Origin of the sequence: Acinetobacter sp. WCHAc060006, from assembly GCF_004209135.1 — a bacterium.
Classification (GTDB): Bacteria; Pseudomonadota; Gammaproteobacteria; order Pseudomonadales; family Moraxellaceae; genus Acinetobacter; species Acinetobacter cumulans.
This window is the reverse complement of record NZ_SGSS01000004.1, coordinates 63,678-80,625: the sequence shown is the minus strand read 5'-3', so window position 1 is coordinate 80,625 and position 16,948 is coordinate 63,678. Positions and strand designations below refer to the sequence as shown.

The window sequence follows — 16,948 nt, the reverse complement described above, 5'->3', positions numbered from 1 at the left end:
ATATTGTTCATATTGTGCTCTGCATATCATAAGTATGAGAATAAAGCTGTTATTGATCTAAAACATCGACAAAGTCTGCACCCAACACTTTGGCTAAATCTTGCGGTTTTAAGCCAATGTCTAAACCACGCTTCCCGCCACTCACATAAATTTTAGCTAATGTTTCAGCACTTGCATCAATCACTGTTTTTAGTCTTTTCTTTTGCCCAACAGGACTAATCCCCCCGACCAAATAACCCGTGAGTCGTTCAGCATCTTTAGGGTCTGCCATTTTAAGCTTTTTACAGCCAAAAGCCGAAGCCACTTTTTTTAAGTTCAGTTGATGATTCACAGGTAACACAGCCACAAAATAGTTTTTTTCATCGGTAACCATAAGCGTTTTAAACACTTCTTCTACCTGTAAACCAAGCTTTTCTGCAGCTTCTAAACCAAAGCTTTTCGCATCTGGATCATGCTCATATTCATGAATAGAAAATTCAATTTTTTGTGCTTTTAGTAGTTTAGTTGCTGGAGTCATAGATATTCTGATGCTTTAAACAGGCCCTTATTATATGCCGATACATCTTCCATACAATGACTGATCCGAATCTAAACCTATTCAAAAAACATAAAACCCATACTTGTGTATGGGTTTTAGCGAAGTTTTAAGAGCGTATTAATTATTTAGGATAGGCTTAAGCCAAACTTTTTAAAGATTCGATCACGGCGTTTTGGGTGAATATTGGCCTTGGTCAAATCCCCCTCATAATGATCATAGACACGTTTATCCATCATCTTAAACCACAAAGAAGGAATCAATGCGGGTATAAGCATAGTTGCATAACCACTTGGTAGCTCAGGCGCTTCATCAAAATGACGTAAGGCTTGGAACGGTCGTGTTGGATAAGCATGATGATCTGAATGACGTTGCAATTGGTACAAAAATAAATTCGTCACAATATTATTATTATTCCAACTATGTTCAGGCATAGTTCGAGCATAAGAGCCGTCTTCTTTTTGTGTGCGTTTCAAACCATAATGTTCAATATAGTTAATCACTTCAAATAGGCTAACACCATAAAATGCTTGTGTAGCCAAATACGGCGCAACTTTTTTACCAAATAAAGACAACATTGTGCCATGAAAGCCCGCACTCATTGCCCAGCCATGAAATAACTCATTTTCTTTACTAAAGAAAGATAAGCCTTTACGTTTTAAACGATTTCTTTCAATTTCAACAGCCGACTTTATGCCACCAAAAACAGTTCGTGGCCAAAATTCATAAAAGGTTTCACCCATTTTAGATGAAGCAGGATCTTCAGGCGTCGCTGCACGTTTATGGTGCCCATACGGATGCTCAATACGAAAGTGGTTATACGCCAAAGGCATCAATGTTGCATGTGACCAGTAATGATCTTTTTTGTTAGGACGGTGGCAAAGTTCATGTGCTGTATTTACAGCTACACCATTAATTGCTCCCATCGAAATCCCAAGTAGGACTTGATCCAGCAAAGAAACATTTTTACGTGTAACCACATAGCCAGCAAACACATTGGCAGCCATTTGTAATGGAATAAATACTTTTACAATACGGTCATAATATGGGTCTTGCACCAACTGCTTAATGTCATCATCACTTGGATTGTTATCATCTGAGCCAACCAAAGCATCAATCATTGGAATAATCACATGCAGTAATAAAGGTCCTCCCAGTGCAAACACTTTTTTGGTTGCTTTAGGACCAAAATGATAACCTGCCACAATCCCCATCCCAATGACAGGTAAACCTGGGCTAAGTAACCAACCAAATCTTTTTTTGTCGAGTTGACGTCCTGTACGAAGTATTGTGTTCTCTGACGTGAGTTGTAGAGGCGCATTCATCTGGCAAATTTCCTTATTTCTTTTACTGTCTTTATCTTTGTAGAAATAAGGCCGTAACAAAAGTCTTGAGCGTCCAAAAAACCTACGCCAAAGTCTTTGGCTTAATTTGATAAATAATGACCTACAGACACTCTTTCTGTTATGTTTGGATGATAAAGCAAAAAGAAATAGGAAAGAAAAACAAAGCACATGGACGCTTTAAGTAAAATTTTCGATGATATACATTTAAATCATTCTGAATATATCTATTTGAAAGCCCAAAATAATTGGGCCTTCCAGCATCAAGAGCATGGCGCAATGGTGGCCTATATTATGATGCACGGCCAATGTGTATTACATATTGCAGACAAGCAAATTATGCTCGAATCAGGTGATTTACTTTTAGTCCCATCAGGTCTTCCTCACTTATGTACCGCATCCAAAAATGCAGTATTTCAAGATGCTACCGATATTCATCCACTTTTTGATGAAAAGCACCAAAAGACCATTCACCTTAAATCTGAACAACACCCTAAACATGAAGAAAGTTTAATTTTAGCCATTCGTGGTCGTGTAGACAGTATTATGGCCAAGCCTTTATTTAATGCACTGCCCCACTATTTACATATTCATCATATTTTAAGTAGCACAGCCCCAGAATGGTTGCAGATTGGCTTACAATTTCTTGCCGTTGAGGCCAATCAAATTCGACCTGGTCGTGACAAAATTCTCGATCATTTGGTGAGTATTTTATTTATTGAATGTGTGCGTGATCACATTGCACAGTTAAGTGATTCACAAAATTGGTTAAATGCCCTCACACATGTTGAACTTTCTAATGCTTTGGCTGCCATACATGGGCAACCTGAATTTGCTTGGACAGTAGAAAGTTTGGCTGAACAATGCTGTATGTCACGCTCTAAATTTGCCAATTTATTCACTCAAATTATTGGCGAAACACCTTTGGCTTATTTACAGCAACATCGACTCCGCTTGGCATCACAACATTTACGCCATGGGGATTTATCGATTCAACAAATTGCACATCGTGTCGGCTATTCATCCGAAACTGCTTTTAGCCAAAGTTTTAAACGCTCTTATGAACTCACGCCAAGTCAGTATAGAGTAAAGCACACAAGGTTATAATGAACTAGTTGACTGAATAATATTATAAATTTCTTTAGCTTCGATTTCTTTTCGTGCTTGAAATTTCCCATAATTAGAAAAATGCAAATGCTTATAAACCACAGTATTTTCATCATAAAAGACTTGCAAATGATGACTATGGATTGATTTAGGATCACTTAACCAATTAAATTTTTTACTTTTTCTCATTAACATAAATACTGAGTTAGAAATAAAAACTGCTTTTTTCTTATTCGAAAATATTGCACAGTTAATATAATCTAAATGTTGCTCATTCAAATCATCAATTGTTAGCATATTTCTACCAACAGTCGGTACATGCAACAATTCAATAAATGAAATTTCATTTGCAAGTTCACATGTTAATCCAATTTTGGCAAATGATTGATGATACTTTTTCCCATCACCTTTATAATTTTTATGCAAGAATGGATGATGCATATTATATTTTCGCCAAAACTCGACTCCATTCTGGTGATATTGAAGAAGAAATGGGAATACATCCTGTTTCTCAATATCCGCTGAATAGTTTGCATCTAAACCTATAAACAAATATTTAGCATCAATAGGACAACAGCCTTGATAAGGCTGATCTTTAAATAATTTTTGTAGCCTAAGACTCGGATGTAATTGGTACATTATAAACTCTTATGTTTCTGACTATCCTAATTTGTATAGTTTCTCACTCTTAATCAAGCAGTTTCTAACATCGATAAAATTGCAGCAACAGGGTCTTCACTGTTACCAGACAAAAGCTGTTTATGCATCGTAATATGTTGCATTGCTTGAATTTGTGCTGTTTCTATATCCATCAAGCGTTCAATTTCAGTTGCTAGTTTTGCTGCTGTTGCATCTTTTTGAATCAATTCCTGAATGACTTTTTTACCCGCAATAATATTCGGCAGTGAATAATACGGTATTTTAACCAATAGCTTGGCGATCCAATACGTGAGAGTATTTAACTGATAGAAAGTGACCATTGGTCGGTGTAGCAACATTGCTTCTAAGGTCGCTGTCCCCGAGGCTAAAGCGACAATATTTGATGCATTCATCACCTGACGACCAATTTTAGATTCAGTATCTGTATTTTCCAACAAATGAATTTTTGCTTTAAGAGGCGCTGGATATTTTTCTAGTAAGGCTTCAATTTGCTGTTTACGTGCATCATTAATCGCTGGAATTAAAAACTCATAATCTGGGTGTTTGTGCATTAAAATTTGTGCAGCATCAAGTACCAACGGTCCTAAGCGCTCAATTTCACCACGACGACTCCCAGGCAAAAGTGCAATATGCTTTTGATTTTGCGCTAAGCCCAACTCTGCCTTAGCTTCAGCAATCGGGTTTTGTAAAGGCAATTGGCTAGCAAGTGGATGTCCCACAAATGCGGCTGGCACATCCCATTTTTTATAAAATGCTTTTTCAAATGGAAATAAGCACAGCACCAAATCAATGCTGGCTTTAATACCATGCACACGCCCTTGTCGCCATGCCCACACTGAAGGGCTAACGTACTGCACAGTTTTAATCGGTAGTTGCTTTTGCTTTAGGCTCTTGGATAAACGCAAATTAAAATCTGGTGCGTCAATCCCAATAAAAACATCAACGGGATTTTTTCTCCATGTTTCGACTAAACCGTCGCGAACTGCAAATAACTTTTTAATATCTTTTAAAACTTCAACAATCCCCATCACCGATAAAATATCCATCGGATAATAACTTTTAAAGCCTTCTGCAATCATTTGCGGGCCACCAATGCCTTCAAACTCTGCATCGATCCCTTGCTCACGAAAACGGCGGATTAGTTTAGCGCCCAAGGTATCGCCAGACACTTCCCCAACAACGATGCCAATTTTAAGTTTCCGATTTTGCAAGATTTAATCCTTTGTCTATCTAAATCATTATTGTGCTTGATTCTAACATAAACATTTCTTTATAAATGAAGTTGCACAGCGCAATACGCCATCTCATTGAGCACAAAGGAAATCTTTTGTCTAAAATAACTACATGGTTACATCAGGAGCTGATTCAGCCTGCACGCCAAATCTGGCAACTTACACTCAAGTATTTTGCGCTCTTCGTCATTGCTTCTGCTCTGCTTCAAGCAATCACGTTTTTAATCATACCAAGCGTGTGGTTGCCTACAAAAATTGAACATCTCGCGCTTAAAAAGCCTGAAAATCAAATCAATCTGGGGAAAACACAAAATATCGTGTTGCAACAAGGCTATAAAAAATACCTTGCACGTTGTACATGGCAAATACCAGAAATCAAACAACTATGTGAATCGGCAGCACATCATCAGCAACTCAACATACAATCCGTGCAATTTATTTATCTCAGCACAACATTTCAGCTGTCTAAAGGCTCAAAGAAAGAAGTCTTTATTCAAGCGATGAGTTTAGTTACTGACCACACCGCTACGGCGCGGCACATCCATGCTACAACGCAACAGCAGCAACAGTGGCTTCAAGCACAGTATCAATCCACGCACATCATCCGCATGCTTCTCCTCATAAATATGCTGTATATGGCTCTGGCTTCTTGGTTCAAAATAAGACATCGGTCTCACTCAGTTCCAAAATAAATGCTTTACCAATGACCTTTTGCTTTACACGTGTAGCTTTATCTTTTTTTTGCATAAGCAAATCAGTAATCAAGACAACAGCTTATATTTAAAAGTCATAAGATAAGCACGTTTTTTGATTATGGCATATAAACATGTTTGGTCCTTTAGAATTTATTATGGCTGGTGTTTTAGTTGGTTTGTGTGTCGGTATTACTGGCGTAGGCGGTGGCTCACTGATGACTCCAATTTTAATCAGCCTATTTCGAATAGAACCTCACATTGCCATTGGTACAGACTTACTTTATGCCGCAATTTCAAAATTTTGTGGCTCTTTAGTACATGCCAAAAAACTTAATATTGTATGGCCAATCGTCATTTGGCTTGCTGTTGGTAGTATTCCAGCATCTTTTGCAACACACTGGGTACTCGACACCTACTTAAGTCAATCAAGTAGCTATAAAGCTGTACTCACAACAGTACTTGGCTTTATGCTGACTTTGACTGGCCTATCTATTATGTTTCGTGGCCATATTGAACGTTTCTTTAATAAATTCCGTCAGGCCAATACCCAAGACGATATGACCTCCGATTTAGAAAATGTCAATTTTCAAGCCAAAAATAAGCGTCTTTATATTGTCATTATGGGGATTGTGCTCGGTATCTTCGTTACACTTTCATCTGTAGGTGCTGGTGCATTTGGTATTATGGCCTTAGTGCTCATGTTTCCAAATTTACCCATGATTCGCATTATTGGCTCAGACGTTGTTCATGCAGTTTTACTGACTTTTGTTGCAGGTATGGGACACATGACATCAGGTAACGTCGATTTCCATCTATTAGGTTGGTTACTGTGTGGCTCAATCCCAGCGATTATAGTAGGTACGCTTATTAGTTCACGTTTACCAGAAAAACTGATTCGTAAGATCTTGGGCATTACCCTGTTTGCACTTGGTGTAAATTTTATGATCAATCCAGTTAAAGCGAAACCTGTAGCAAAACCTGAAACAGCGATGATGATTCAAAGTACATCGCATGCAGAAATTAAAACTGTGAATGTTTAAATTTCTCATACGATTCATCACTTTTTTTTAACCGACCTATTGATCTTTTTTATAACAATGAAGCTGTACATTCATGTTATATTCAGTTCATGAAACAACCTTTTTGTATGAACAACCAGTGACGGCAATGAATACTTTACAGTCAAATTCTATTACCCAAAACGATATCGATGATGTGAATGTAAAAAGCATTCAGACTCTCGTAACACCAGCACAATTAAAATCAGAACTGCCACTGACTGAAACAGCATATCAGACCGTGTTACAAGGCCGTGAAACTGTTCGTAATATTTTAGATGGTCAAGACAAACGCTTATTTGTGGTGATTGGCCCTTGCTCTATTCACGATACTAAAGCGGCACATGAATATGCAGATCGCCTTAAAGTATTAAGTGAAAAAGTTAAAGATACGCTTTATATCGTGATGCGCGTGTATTTTGAAAAACCACGTACAACAGTCGGTTGGAAAGGCTTAATCAACGACCCAGATATGAATGACTCATTTAATATTGAGAAAGGTTTACGCTTAGGCCGTCAATTACTTCTCGAATTAAATGAAAAAGGTTTACCTTGTGCTACAGAAGCTCTCGATCCAAACTCACCACAATATTACCAAGACTTAATTTCTTGGTCTGCAATTGGTGCACGTACCACTGAGAGCCAAACTCACCGTGAAATGTCATCTGGCCTTTCATCACCTGTAGGCTTTAAAAACGGTACAGATGGTGGCCTCACTGTGGCAACCAATGCAATGCAATCCGTAAAACATGGTCATAGTTTCCTTGGCTTAAATGAAGATGGTCAAGTGTCTGTCATCAATACCAAAGGTAACCCTTATGCACATGTAGTATTGCGTGGTGGTAATGGTAAACCAAACTATGATGCAGGTTCAGTTGCGGAAGCAGAAGCTGCTTTAGCTAAAGCGAAAGTAAGTGGCAAAATCATGATTGATGCCAGCCATGCCAACTCAAATAAAGACCCGTACTTACAGCCTTTAGTACTTAAAAATATTACTGAACAAATTCAAGACGGTAATAAATCAATCGTAGGTATTATGGTTGAAAGTCATTTAAAAGGTGGTCGCCAAGATATTCCAACTAATTTATGCGATCTTGAGTACGGTAAATCCGTTACAGATGGTTGTATTGATTGGGATACCACCGAAAAAGTCTTATTGGAAATGGATGCAGCCCTTAAAGAGTTGCTCCCAAACCGCTAAGTCATCCAAAACGCCATCGTCAAGATGGCGTTTTTACTCTATAGTAAAAAGGGATTAGAACTTTAAATACAGCGTATGAATGATATTGAAAATAGTTTGACTCAAATTGATCACTTCCAGTTTGTTCATGAACATTTATTTAGCTCAGGACAACCTTCAGAAGCAGAACTCAAACACATTAAAGAATATGGTGTAACCACTGTAATCAACCTTGCACTGAGTGATGCGCCAAACCATCTACCACAAGAAGATCATTTGTGTTTAGATCTGGGACTCAACTACATTCAAATTCCAATTTCACTAGATACGCCTTCTGACGCACAATGTTTATTGGTACTGGATATGATTGATCATTTGGTACAAGAACAAATGGTGTGGGTTCATTGCACAGATAATTTTAGCGCCAGTTGCCTGATGTATTTATATCGCCAATTTTATATGAATATTGATATGCCAACTGCGCAGGAATATTTGCATCAAATTTGGGAACCTAATGCAACGTGGACAGGACTCATTCATGCTGTAACTGTGCAACTCCAAGGTCGAAAATCAACCCAAGAGTTACAGTACTCAATGATCCATCCAGATCATTTTGCGTGAGAAATTAACACCGTTGCGGTGGATAAAATCCCTTCTTGACGACCAGTGAAACCTAACTGTTCAGTGGTCGTTGCCTTTACGCTGATTTGTGTTACATCTACATTTAATACATCTGCAATGCTTTGACGCATAGTCAAATTATGCTTGGCTAATTTTGGGCGTTCGCAAGCGACCGTAATATCCGCATTATTCAGTACATAACCACGATCTAATATCAATTGATAGACATGTTTCAGTAATACACGACTATCCGCACCTTTAAAGTTTGGATCTGTGTCTGGAAAATGCTGACCAATATCTCCAAGTGCCAATGCACCTAACAATGCATCACACAAGGCATGAAGCACAACATCACCATCTGAGTGTGCCTTTAAACCATGTGTATGTGGAATTTGAACGCCTGCCAATGTAACAAAGCTACCTTCTTCAAAGGCATGTACATCTAGGCCCTGACCGATACGAATTTGTGCAACCACCTTATGTTTCCTTAGAAATAAACGATTGGAATCTTGTATTCACGCTTTCTATTTCGCTATAGTTAGGTCAAGCGCAACGTAATGAAAGTATAAGCGATCATGCTGTTGAAAACTGATAAAAAAATCATCAAAAACTTTAGATTAGCCATCATCCTTGGCTATTTTTGCACGCCTATGGCATTTGCTGAAGCAATTCAATGCATACCAGCTACAACATCGCTCAAAAAAGTGTGCTCTGAAGCATTTAGCACACAACGTGAAAAACTTGACAATTTATATCTAACGGCCAGTTTAGTCACTGATGCGCCTTTAAGTATCATTCAAGATACGCAGTACATTTGGCAAAATCGATTACAACAATGTAAAAGTATCGATTGTTATAAGCAACAATTTGAGCTACGCGCTGATGATCTCAATATTTTTGTTTCACTCAATCAAAGCCTAACACAGCATTATTTAAAATTTGAACACGGAACATTTGCACAACCATTCACCCAGCTTAAAGTTCATCAACTCAGTAAAGATCGTATTAAAATTGAAGGCTTGTCTTATCGTAATCCCAATAATCGTGCTGAAACACAAATCATCCCCTTTCTAGCCTATACTACACCAGATCAAAAAAACGATATTTTAGACAATGAACATGACTGTAAATATCAGTTCAGCTACAGCAAAGCAATCCTTTCCGTGCAGAGCAAACAAAAAGGATGTGAACGATTCGTAGGGATTTATCGCCTCTATGATTAATGTAAAGGCAACTTCTGCACCTAAAAAATGATTAAGGATATAAAGTGATCTCATCACATTACCATCGCTATAAAAATATAGATGGTTTTGCAATCAAGATCCCTCTATATCCCCTTCATTTCAATTAAAAGGTCTCATCGCGCATTTAAATAGGATGACTATGCGCCACTTGCTGACTAATCATGGCTGCCGTTGCCGCTGAAAGCGTCCAACCCAAATGCCCATGCCCAGTGTTATAAAACACCCTTTCACGCTTGCCTCGATTAACGATTGGCATCATATTGGGCATCATCGGTCTTAACCCCGCCCACGGCACAGAAAACTCTGTCGAGAGTTCAAAATTTCGATTTACCCAATCGACCAAAGGCTGAATTCGATCAGAACGTATATCTCGATTATAACCATTAAATTCTGCTGTGCCCGCTACTCTTAAGCGATCTACGCCCAATCGAGAAGTCACAATTTTTGCACTTTCATCAAGTAAACTTACCCAAGGTGCATGTTTCTGGCTGGCTTCGTCCCTCAGTTCAACGGTAATGGAATAACCCTTTACTGGATAAACGTTTACGCGGTCACCTAACATTTCTGCCAATTGATAGCTTCCAACACCACCACATACTACCAAGGCATCAAACTCTAATGTCGTTGGCTCAGCATCTGAGCCTTCCATATTTTCGTCACTCGCCTTTAAAGCTAAACTCACACCACTTTGATGGTGCTGAATAGATGTGACTTCATAACCAAATTTATAGTTCACACCATGCTTACGGGTAACCTCAGCCAGCCCAGTGGTAAATTTATGAATATCTCCTGTGGCATCGCCTGGGCAATAAAAACCCGCATAATAATCCCCAGTTAAGGCTGGCTCAATCTGCTTGATTTCATCATTACTTACGGCATAACGCTCTAAACCACCTTGGCACAGCATGTCATTCACGCCAATCGCCACATCATAATCTGCTTGATTATGATAAAAATGTAGAATCCCTCGCTTTTCCAAGTTGAAATCAATGTTTTCTTTTTCTGCAATTTCAAACAAACGTTGCCGAGCCAAAAGTGCCAACCTTACCGTCTCTTGGGTATTTTCTTTATAGTGTTTAATATTCCCCAAAAACTCCATCAGCCATGCATATTTATGAATACTAAAACTTGGATTAAGCAATAATGGTGCAGACTTTTGTGACATCCATTTTATGCCTTTAAGCACTGTAGCTTTTTGATTCCAAACCTCTGCATTGCAAGCTGAAAGCTGTCCTCCATTAGCAAAAGAAGTTTCCATTGCTGGATATAAGTGCTTATCTATCACTGTAACATGATAGCCAAGTAAGGCTAACTCATAGGCTGTTGTTACCCCAGTAATACCTGCTCCAACGACTGCAATATGACACATAACGCCTCCTTAAAATGTATGTTCTACACTTTAAATTGGGTGCCTCATCTGTCTTCCGTCATGATGATGACGACCTGAGAGCTTCAGCTTATACAGCCACATGCCATACAAACCTTCCTCCTTCGGTGAGCGCTTTTTTATTGTTCGCTTCTCTCCAGATATTGAATTGCTGCAGTCCTTTTGCCTGAGAGTTTCCTGAGGCCTTGCTCCTTCGGCGAACGTCATGTATTACGTTTCTCTCCTACAGCAATTTGTAATCTTAATATGAGCAATTTATGTACCAACGAAAAGTGTTAAAAGCACATAATTTGTTCATTATTTGTATAGAAGGCCAGTTTAATATGCTAAGCCCTTGATTATTTAATCAAATAATCGATAAATTAACGGCTCAACCTAATATACTTTTATACTCGATGATCTTAAATGACCAATTTTCTGATTTTTCCTGCACCATTCGAAGTCATACATTGGAGCAACTTTATCTACAAGATCATCTCAAAATTGGGCAATCAGGTCATTTAAGTAGCTATTACGCCCCATTTGAAGCAATCAATTCAATGGCTCAAGTGATCTTTGTAGGGATTTGCCCAGGTAAAGCCCAGTGGCAACATGCAATTGAGGTCGCAAAAACAGGTTTAGAAAGCAATATTCCCCCTGCAACGTTGTTGCAAAAGATAAAAGCAGAAAGCGCATTTCGTGGTCCAATGCGCCGCAATATTGTACAAATGCTAGATTATGTAGGGCTACAACATAAACTTGGGATTGAAACTTCACAGCAACTATTTGAAAAAAATCAACACTTGCTACATAGTACTTCTGCACTTAGACACTGCATTTTAAATAAAGGGCAAAACTATAATGGTTCTACGCCTAATATGCTAAGAAATGAATTTTTACAGCAACATATTCATAGTTTTTTGATCCCTGAGATTCAACAACTTTCCTCTAGTGCTGTATATATACCCATGGGTTTAAGTGTTGCGCAGGTTTTACATTACCTTTCTAGCTTAGGCTATTTAAATGAAGGGCAAATTTTAGATGGATTCCCTCATCCTTCAGGTGCAAATAGTGAACGTATCCAATATTTTTTAGGACAAAAAACACCGGCTCAGCTCTCAAAAACCACTAATGCATATAAAATAGATCAAGAAAAAATAAATTTATCCAATAAAATAAGAAACTTAGAGTTTAAATAATATAATAACTCTCAAAAAATACTGCTTTGATATGGCAATGTTGAACACAATTCTCTCCAAAGTGCCATAAAAATCAACATATTTACGACGATATAATTTAATAAAATTTAATAAATCATCAATTTAGTTATTTGATTAATACAATTATTATTGAAAAGTGTGATTTATTTTACTTTTTATAAAAAATATGTGATTATTTTTATAGATTCAAATAATCGCTCTATAAAAATTACATTGTTTTGGAACTCAAAATGAAAAATTTACTAGGATTAGCACTTGTAACAGCTTTACTCTCTGGGTGTATTGCAATTCCAACTGGCAAATCTAAAGATAACAACCCTGCTTCCCTGATTAAAGGTGATAGCAATGTTGATAACTCTAAAAATGACATTACTCGTGTAAATACTCGTGGGCAATTAACTTGTAATAGCAATGAAGTTTGTCCTGAACTAGATATTGATTGGAATAAAAATCAAGGTCAATACAATGTTTCATTCCATTTATATGATCGACAGCAGTATGATTTAAAAGAATTTACTTTTATTGTAGATGGTAAAACGCGCTCATTTAGCACCATTGGCGCAACAACTACACGTAATATTAATAATTCAGGCATTTATGAGTCTACAAATAATGCCGAAGTTCCGAGTAATTTGTTTAGTCAAATCAATCAAGCCAAGAATATCCAAGTAGTGATTAGTACCAACCAAGGTGATATCACACGCGATATGCTTAGCCCAAATAAACAATCTGATGCATTCCGTTTATTCCGTCGTGCTTACTAATAACCAATAGCGGCTTAAAACTCTCCACTTTGTGTCTTTTAATCAGACATTTGCGTATCTTCGGATACGCTTTTTTTTTGCTCACTGTTATTTTTATATATCATCATTTCATCTTTAAAATTGAATCAAACAGACCTGGTTTATTCTAAGAGATTTTTTTGTAAATGAATTAAATGAACCTCTACAGCAGGAATACCCACATCAAGATCCGTAGGATAAACTTCCGTATATCCACTCTGCTGATAGCCTGCTCGTTCATAAAATGCAATCAAAGAGTGACGAACATTTAATACATACATATTTATAGTGTGAACTTCACTATACCTCTGATGGATATGTTGCTCTATAAACGTTAAAAATTGACGGCCTAAACCCTGATTTTGATAGTCTGGTTGCACTGCAAATGTGCCAATTTCTAACTGGCTTACATCATCTTGGTCATGTGTTAAGCCAATACAACCTAAAAGCATATTGTGTTGTTTCGAAAGATCATCTGTAGATTTTTCACATACCCATAATTCAAAATATGGATCAGTTAATAAACTTTCCAACTGTTGTGGCTGTATACGCTGACCTTGAATAATATGCTGTTCATTGGTCCAACTCCGCCCCAGATTTTCACGATAGGCTTGATTAATTAAAACAACTAAATTCTGAATATCGTTCGATTCTGCACGACGAAATGTATTCATTATGGGCCTGCATATAATTATATTAGACAATGATTTTTAGTATTTTTATTGATACGACTGAGTAGCAATATATCGTGAATTGACTTTTAATCTATATTTAAATTAAAAAAACCAGACCGAAGTCTGGTTTTTTAGAAGCGAATATTTAAATAGGTTCAAATGGTGCGACTACATCAGCATTCTGCGCACGATTACGCATGAAATGATCCATAAGTACAATTGCAAGCATAGCTTCTGCAATCGGTGTTGCACGTACACCTACGCATGGGTCATGACGACCTTTGGTTAGAACATCTGTATCTTCACGATTGATCGTAATGGTTTTACCTGGCGTAGTAATTGACGCTGTAGGTTTTAAAGCAATAGAGACACGAATATCTTGACCACTTGAAATACCACCTAAAATACCACCTGCATGGTTCGCTAAGAAACCTTCAGTGGTTAATTCATCACGTGTTTCATGCCCAAACTGCTCAGCAACAGCAAAACCATCGCCAATTTCAACGCCTTTTACAGCATTAATAGACATCATGGCATGGGCAATATCAGCATCTAAGCGGTCAAATACAGGTTCACCCCAGCCCACTGGCACTTGAGTCGCAATGATCTCAAGCTTTGCGCCACAGCTAGTCCCTTGCTCGCGCAGTGATGTCACTAAAGCTTCGAAACGAGGTACTGCATCAGCATCACCGCAGAAAAATGGATTATTTGGAACTTCATTCCAATCCAATTTTTCAGCTTTTTCAGTTCCAATTTGTGTTACATGACCGCGAATTTCAATGCCAAACTTTTCAAGCAAGAACTTTTTAGCAATTGCACCAGCAGCAACTCGCATTGCTGTTTCGCGTGCACTTGAACGGCCACCGCCACGGTAGTCACGGAAACCATACTTTTGGGTATAGGTATAGTCTGCATGACCTGGGCGGAAAGTTTGCGCAATATTGCCATAATCCTTCGATTTTTGGTCAGTATTGCGAATAAGCAAGCCTATTGAAGTGCCAGTGGTTTTACCCTCAAAAACCCCTGAAATAATTTCAACTTCATCTGGCTCTTTACGCTGTGTTGCAAATTTAGATGTCCCTGGTTTACGGCGGTCTAAATCTTTCTGCAAATCAGCTTCAGTTAATTCAATACCCGGTGGTACACCATCAACGATGGCCATAAGACCAACGCCATGAGATTCACCACAAGTCGTTACACGGAACAGTTGCCCTATACTATTACCTGCCATGTCAAACGACTCCTTATGCTTGAATAGATTGAATAAATAAATCTCGGAATGTACGGCATTGCTGTGCAGTTAAAGCAAAGATACCCGTACCGCCTTTTTGGAACTGCAACCAGTAGAAATCAACTGTGTTGAAGTTTTGGCGCATTGCCCATTCAGAGTTACCTACTTCAATTACGATCAAGCCATCTTCCGTGAGGTAATCTGCTGCCTGTGCCAACATTTTGCGCACCAAGTCTAAACCATCTTGGCCAGCAGCTAATGCAAGTTCTGGCTCATGATGGAATTCATCTGGCAAGTCAGCCATATCTTCAGCATCCACATAAGGTGGATTTGATACGATTAAATCATATTGATTTTCTGCAGGAATTTTTGCAAATAAATCAGATTCAAGCAAAGCCACTTGGTATTGCTTGTTGTGATGCTCTGCATTAATTGATGCTACTTCTAAAGCTTCTTTAGAAATATCCGTAGCATCTACTTCTGCATCTGGATAAGCATAAGCTAAAGCAATAGCAATACAGCCAGAACCCGTACACATATCTAAAATGCGCTGTGGCGTTTTTGGATTTGGATTTTCAGGTAAATTATTAACAGCTGCGCCCATTTGAGCATTTTCACCTAAGCAATATGGCGCAAAACGGTTTTCAATAAGCTCAGCAATAGGTGAACGTGGAATAAGTACACGCTCATCAACATAGAATGGCTTGCCATAGAAATATGCCAAATTTAACAAGTATGAAGTTGGCACTTTTTCATTAATACGACGTTCAAGTAAAGCTAAAAACTCAGCGGCTTCGCTTGGCAAAACTTTCGCATCTAAAATTTCAGCATCCGCATTCCAGTCTAATGACAGTGTTTGCAAAACCAGTGCAGAACTTTCAGCAAAATAGTCTTCTGTACCTTGACCTAAATGTGCATCGTATTGACGTAATGCTGTTACACCAAAACGAATGTAATCTCGAATGGTGGATAAATTTTCAGCAGCTTCCTGCAAATGTTCAGGGCTAATAGTCGGTCGATCCACTTAAGGCGTCTCCAAGGTCATATTTTTAAAACGCCCTATGATACCTTAGTTTTCATGGTTTTTTTGGGAAAATCATTTCATATTTTTATTGTGCAATCGTACTTCCATCATATCAGCATGTGACATTGTCATTTGAACCGCACAACTTGAATTTGAAATCAAAAACTCTTTCGCTTTTTTATTTTTAATATTACATGCGTTATCGCGACGCTGTAACCATACCTCTTGAGACTGCGTTACCAACGCTTGCTCACTATCTGCAGTTGTTTTTAATGTTATTTTTAAAAGCTTTTTCATTCTTTTATTTTGCGCTTTATATTCTTTAATTTGACAGGTATTAATAAGATTGGATTGACTTTGAGCCTTTCTCATACATGCCTCAAAATCGCCGGTATAACCTAATGCGAATGCATTCACGGACCAACCAGCACATGCAATTAACAAACCTTGTGTTAAGCGCTTTTTCATGACTCCGTCCCCATACAAAAATAAATAGTTATAAAATTATTCTGCCTTTATATCATCTTAGATTTATATTTAAAATGCTTTCAATAAAGCATGATTGAAAATTAAAAATTTAACTTCATTATATAGATTATGGTCACCACAATAGATGAAACATGAGCTACAAGCACAACAATCTTATGGCAATGCGTCAAAATTACTGGAATGACGCACATACACCTCGCGTTAATGCTGAAAAAGTATTTTTTCAACAACTCTTAAACGACTTAGGTATCTTTGAAAATGCTAATCTTGAAGATGCAAAATCATTATTCTTTAGTTTACCGAGTATTATTCTCATAAAAGGTTATGCCAAAGGCTTTATGGAGCCTTCTATACAGCAACTGATAAAACAACACATCGAATTGCACCGCACTGAGCTGCAACAAAAATTTGATGTCAAAATTAAATTTAGGCTCTAAAGTCTTTTATTCTCTTATTTTTAGAATTTTCAGTTGCATAACTACACTGT

Annotated in this window: 19 protein-coding genes and 1 riboswitch; of the genes, 9 read left to right on the top strand and 10 right to left on the bottom strand. The window is 37.8% G+C overall.

What is annotated here, in order from left to right; translation table 11 throughout:
- Positions 1-49: 49 nt before the first annotated feature.
- Together ybaK and EXE29_RS03915 are read right to left on the bottom strand one after the other, a co-directional pair.
- Positions 50-517: a Cys-tRNA(Pro) deacylase gene (gene ybaK, locus EXE29_RS03920; RefSeq protein WP_117006724.1), complete on the bottom strand. Its 468-nt coding sequence runs from the start codon at positions 515-517 to the stop codon at positions 50-52.
- Between the two features lie 146 nt (positions 518-663).
- Positions 664-1,860, bottom strand: coding sequence for an alkane 1-monooxygenase (locus EXE29_RS03915; RefSeq protein ID WP_120363965.1), 1,197 nt, complete (start codon positions 1,858-1,860; stop codon positions 664-666).
- A gap of 189 nt (positions 1,861-2,049) precedes the next feature.
- Here EXE29_RS03915 and EXE29_RS03910 point away from each other — a divergent pair, with 189 nt between their 5' ends.
- Positions 2,050-2,985, top strand: coding sequence for an AraC family transcriptional regulator (locus EXE29_RS03910; protein ID WP_117006722.1), 936 nt, complete (start codon positions 2,050-2,052; stop codon positions 2,983-2,985).
- Here EXE29_RS03910 and EXE29_RS03905 read toward each other — a convergent pair.
- Complete coding sequence (locus EXE29_RS03905; protein ID WP_106984965.1) at positions 2,980-3,624, bottom strand: hypothetical protein; 645 nt, start codon at positions 3,622-3,624, stop codon at positions 2,980-2,982. The genes EXE29_RS03910 and EXE29_RS03905 overlap by 6 nt on opposite strands.
- 53 nt (positions 3,625-3,677) lie before the next feature.
- On the bottom strand, positions 3,678-4,856 hold the full coding sequence (gene lpxB / locus EXE29_RS03900; protein ID WP_120363966.1) for a lipid-A-disaccharide synthase: 1,179 nt from the start codon (positions 4,854-4,856) through the stop codon (positions 3,678-3,680).
- Between the two features lie 116 nt (positions 4,857-4,972).
- Between lpxB and EXE29_RS03895 the strand changes: the two genes are divergently transcribed.
- The 4 genes from EXE29_RS03895 (at position 4,973) to EXE29_RS03880 (ending at position 8,431) form a co-directional block, all read left to right on the top strand.
- Positions 4,973-5,569 carry a hypothetical protein gene (locus EXE29_RS03895; protein WP_130125644.1) on the top strand — a complete coding sequence of 199 codons (597 nt, stop codon included), beginning with the start codon at positions 4,973-4,975 and terminating at the stop codon, positions 5,567-5,569.
- Between the two features lie 134 nt (positions 5,570-5,703).
- On the top strand, positions 5,704-6,612 hold the full coding sequence (locus EXE29_RS03890; protein WP_120363967.1) for a sulfite exporter TauE/SafE family protein: 909 nt from the start codon (positions 5,704-5,706) through the stop codon (positions 6,610-6,612).
- A gap of 127 nt (positions 6,613-6,739) precedes the next feature.
- Complete coding sequence (locus EXE29_RS03885; protein ID WP_165382478.1) at positions 6,740-7,831, top strand: 3-deoxy-7-phosphoheptulonate synthase; 1,092 nt, start codon at positions 6,740-6,742, stop codon at positions 7,829-7,831.
- Between the two features lie 75 nt (positions 7,832-7,906).
- Positions 7,907-8,431 (top strand): protein tyrosine phosphatase family protein, encoded by a 525-nt coding sequence (locus EXE29_RS03880; protein WP_106984960.1) that lies wholly within the window; start codon positions 7,907-7,909, stop codon positions 8,429-8,431.
- Here the strand turns inward: EXE29_RS03880 and ispF are convergent.
- A complete protein-coding gene (gene ispF / locus EXE29_RS03875) occupies positions 8,419-8,907 on the bottom strand; it encodes a 2-C-methyl-D-erythritol 2,4-cyclodiphosphate synthase (protein ID WP_106984959.1) in 489 nt (162 codons plus the stop codon). The two genes, EXE29_RS03880 and ispF, sit on opposite strands and share 13 nt — an antisense overlap.
- Before the next feature lie 99 nt (positions 8,908-9,006).
- Between ispF and EXE29_RS03870 the strand changes: the two genes are divergently transcribed.
- Positions 9,007-9,654, top strand: a complete 648-nt coding sequence (locus EXE29_RS03870) for an A1S_1983 family putative colistin resistance protein (protein ID WP_120363968.1) — start codon at positions 9,007-9,009, stop codon at positions 9,652-9,654.
- A 145-nt stretch (positions 9,655-9,799) separates the two neighbouring features.
- Here EXE29_RS03870 and EXE29_RS03865 read toward each other — a convergent pair whose 3' ends face one another.
- Positions 9,800-11,044 carry a D-amino acid dehydrogenase gene (locus EXE29_RS03865; protein ID WP_120363969.1) on the bottom strand — a complete coding sequence of 415 codons (1,245 nt, stop codon included), beginning with the start codon at positions 11,042-11,044 and terminating at the stop codon, positions 9,800-9,802.
- Positions 11,045-11,206: 162 nt separating this feature from the next.
- Positions 11,207-11,298, bottom strand: a riboswitch (glycine riboswitch).
- Between the two features lie 213 nt (positions 11,299-11,511).
- Between EXE29_RS03865 and EXE29_RS03860 the strand changes: the two genes are divergently transcribed.
- Together EXE29_RS03860 and EXE29_RS03855 are read left to right on the top strand one after the other, a co-directional pair.
- Positions 11,512-12,240, top strand: coding sequence for a hypothetical protein (locus EXE29_RS03860; protein WP_228198703.1), 729 nt, complete (start codon positions 11,512-11,514; stop codon positions 12,238-12,240).
- A gap of 251 nt (positions 12,241-12,491) precedes the next feature.
- Entirely contained in the window at positions 12,492-13,025 is a 534-nt protein-coding gene (locus EXE29_RS03855; RefSeq protein ID WP_117006716.1) for a hypothetical protein, read from the top strand.
- 140 nt (positions 13,026-13,165) lie between these two features.
- Here EXE29_RS03855 and EXE29_RS03850 read toward each other — a convergent pair whose 3' ends face one another.
- The 4 genes from EXE29_RS03850 to EXE29_RS03835 all read right to left on the bottom strand — a co-directional run bounded on the left by EXE29_RS03850 (position 13,166) and on the right by EXE29_RS03835 (position 16,440).
- Entirely contained in the window at positions 13,166-13,717 is a 552-nt protein-coding gene (locus tag EXE29_RS03850; RefSeq protein ID WP_120363971.1) for a GNAT family N-acetyltransferase, read from the bottom strand.
- A gap of 145 nt (positions 13,718-13,862) precedes the next feature.
- Complete coding sequence (gene aroC / locus EXE29_RS03845) at positions 13,863-14,948, bottom strand: chorismate synthase (protein ID WP_106984953.1); 1,086 nt, start codon at positions 14,946-14,948, stop codon at positions 13,863-13,865.
- Between the two features lie 13 nt (positions 14,949-14,961).
- On the bottom strand, positions 14,962-15,972 hold the full coding sequence (gene prmB, locus EXE29_RS03840; protein WP_106984952.1) for a 50S ribosomal protein L3 N(5)-glutamine methyltransferase: 1,011 nt from the start codon (positions 15,970-15,972) through the stop codon (positions 14,962-14,964).
- Between the two features lie 72 nt (positions 15,973-16,044).
- Positions 16,045-16,440, bottom strand: coding sequence for a lysozyme inhibitor LprI family protein (locus EXE29_RS03835; RefSeq protein WP_106984951.1), 396 nt, complete (start codon positions 16,438-16,440; stop codon positions 16,045-16,047).
- 152 nt (positions 16,441-16,592) lie between these two features.
- Here EXE29_RS03835 and EXE29_RS03830 point away from each other — a divergent pair, with 152 nt between their 5' ends.
- A complete protein-coding gene (locus tag EXE29_RS03830) occupies positions 16,593-16,898 on the top strand; it encodes a hypothetical protein (protein ID WP_106984950.1) in 306 nt (101 codons plus the stop codon).
- Positions 16,899-16,948 lie beyond the last annotated feature (50 nt).

Excerpts from the sequence above, each read along its gene's own strand:
- EXE29_RS03835 (WP_106984951.1), bottom strand. The coding sequence starts at position 16,440 with ATGAAAAAGCGCTTAACACAAGGTTTGTTAATTGCATGTGCTGGTTGG.
- EXE29_RS03855 (WP_117006716.1), top strand. The coding sequence starts at position 12,492 with ATGAAAAATTTACTAGGATTAGCACTTGTAACAGCTTTACTCTCTGGG.
- EXE29_RS03905 (WP_106984965.1), bottom strand. The coding sequence starts at position 3,624 with ATGTACCAATTACATCCGAGTCTTAGGCTACAAAAATTATTTAAAGAT.
- EXE29_RS03850 (WP_120363971.1), bottom strand. The coding sequence starts at position 13,717 with ATGAATACATTTCGTCGTGCAGAATCGAACGATATTCAGAATTTAGTT.
- EXE29_RS03830 (WP_106984950.1), top strand. The coding sequence starts at position 16,593 with ATGAGCTACAAGCACAACAATCTTATGGCAATGCGTCAAAATTACTGG.
- EXE29_RS03890 (WP_120363967.1), top strand. The coding sequence starts at position 5,704 with ATGTTTGGTCCTTTAGAATTTATTATGGCTGGTGTTTTAGTTGGTTTG.
- EXE29_RS03865 (WP_120363969.1), bottom strand. The coding sequence starts at position 11,044 with ATGTGTCATATTGCAGTCGTTGGAGCAGGTATTACTGGGGTAACAACA.
- EXE29_RS03870 (WP_120363968.1), top strand. The coding sequence starts at position 9,007 with ATGCTGTTGAAAACTGATAAAAAAATCATCAAAAACTTTAGATTAGCC.
- EXE29_RS03910 (WP_117006722.1), top strand. The coding sequence starts at position 2,050 with ATGGACGCTTTAAGTAAAATTTTCGATGATATACATTTAAATCATTCT.
- aroC (WP_106984953.1), bottom strand. The coding sequence starts at position 14,948 with ATGGCAGGTAATAGTATAGGGCAACTGTTCCGTGTAACGACTTGTGGT.
- EXE29_RS03885 (WP_165382478.1), top strand. The coding sequence starts at position 6,740 with ATGAATACTTTACAGTCAAATTCTATTACCCAAAACGATATCGATGAT.
- ybaK (WP_117006724.1), bottom strand. The coding sequence starts at position 517 with ATGACTCCAGCAACTAAACTACTAAAAGCACAAAAAATTGAATTTTCT.
- EXE29_RS03915 (WP_120363965.1), bottom strand. The coding sequence starts at position 1,860 with ATGAATGCGCCTCTACAACTCACGTCAGAGAACACAATACTTCGTACA.
- EXE29_RS03880 (WP_106984960.1), top strand. The coding sequence starts at position 7,907 with ATGAATGATATTGAAAATAGTTTGACTCAAATTGATCACTTCCAGTTT.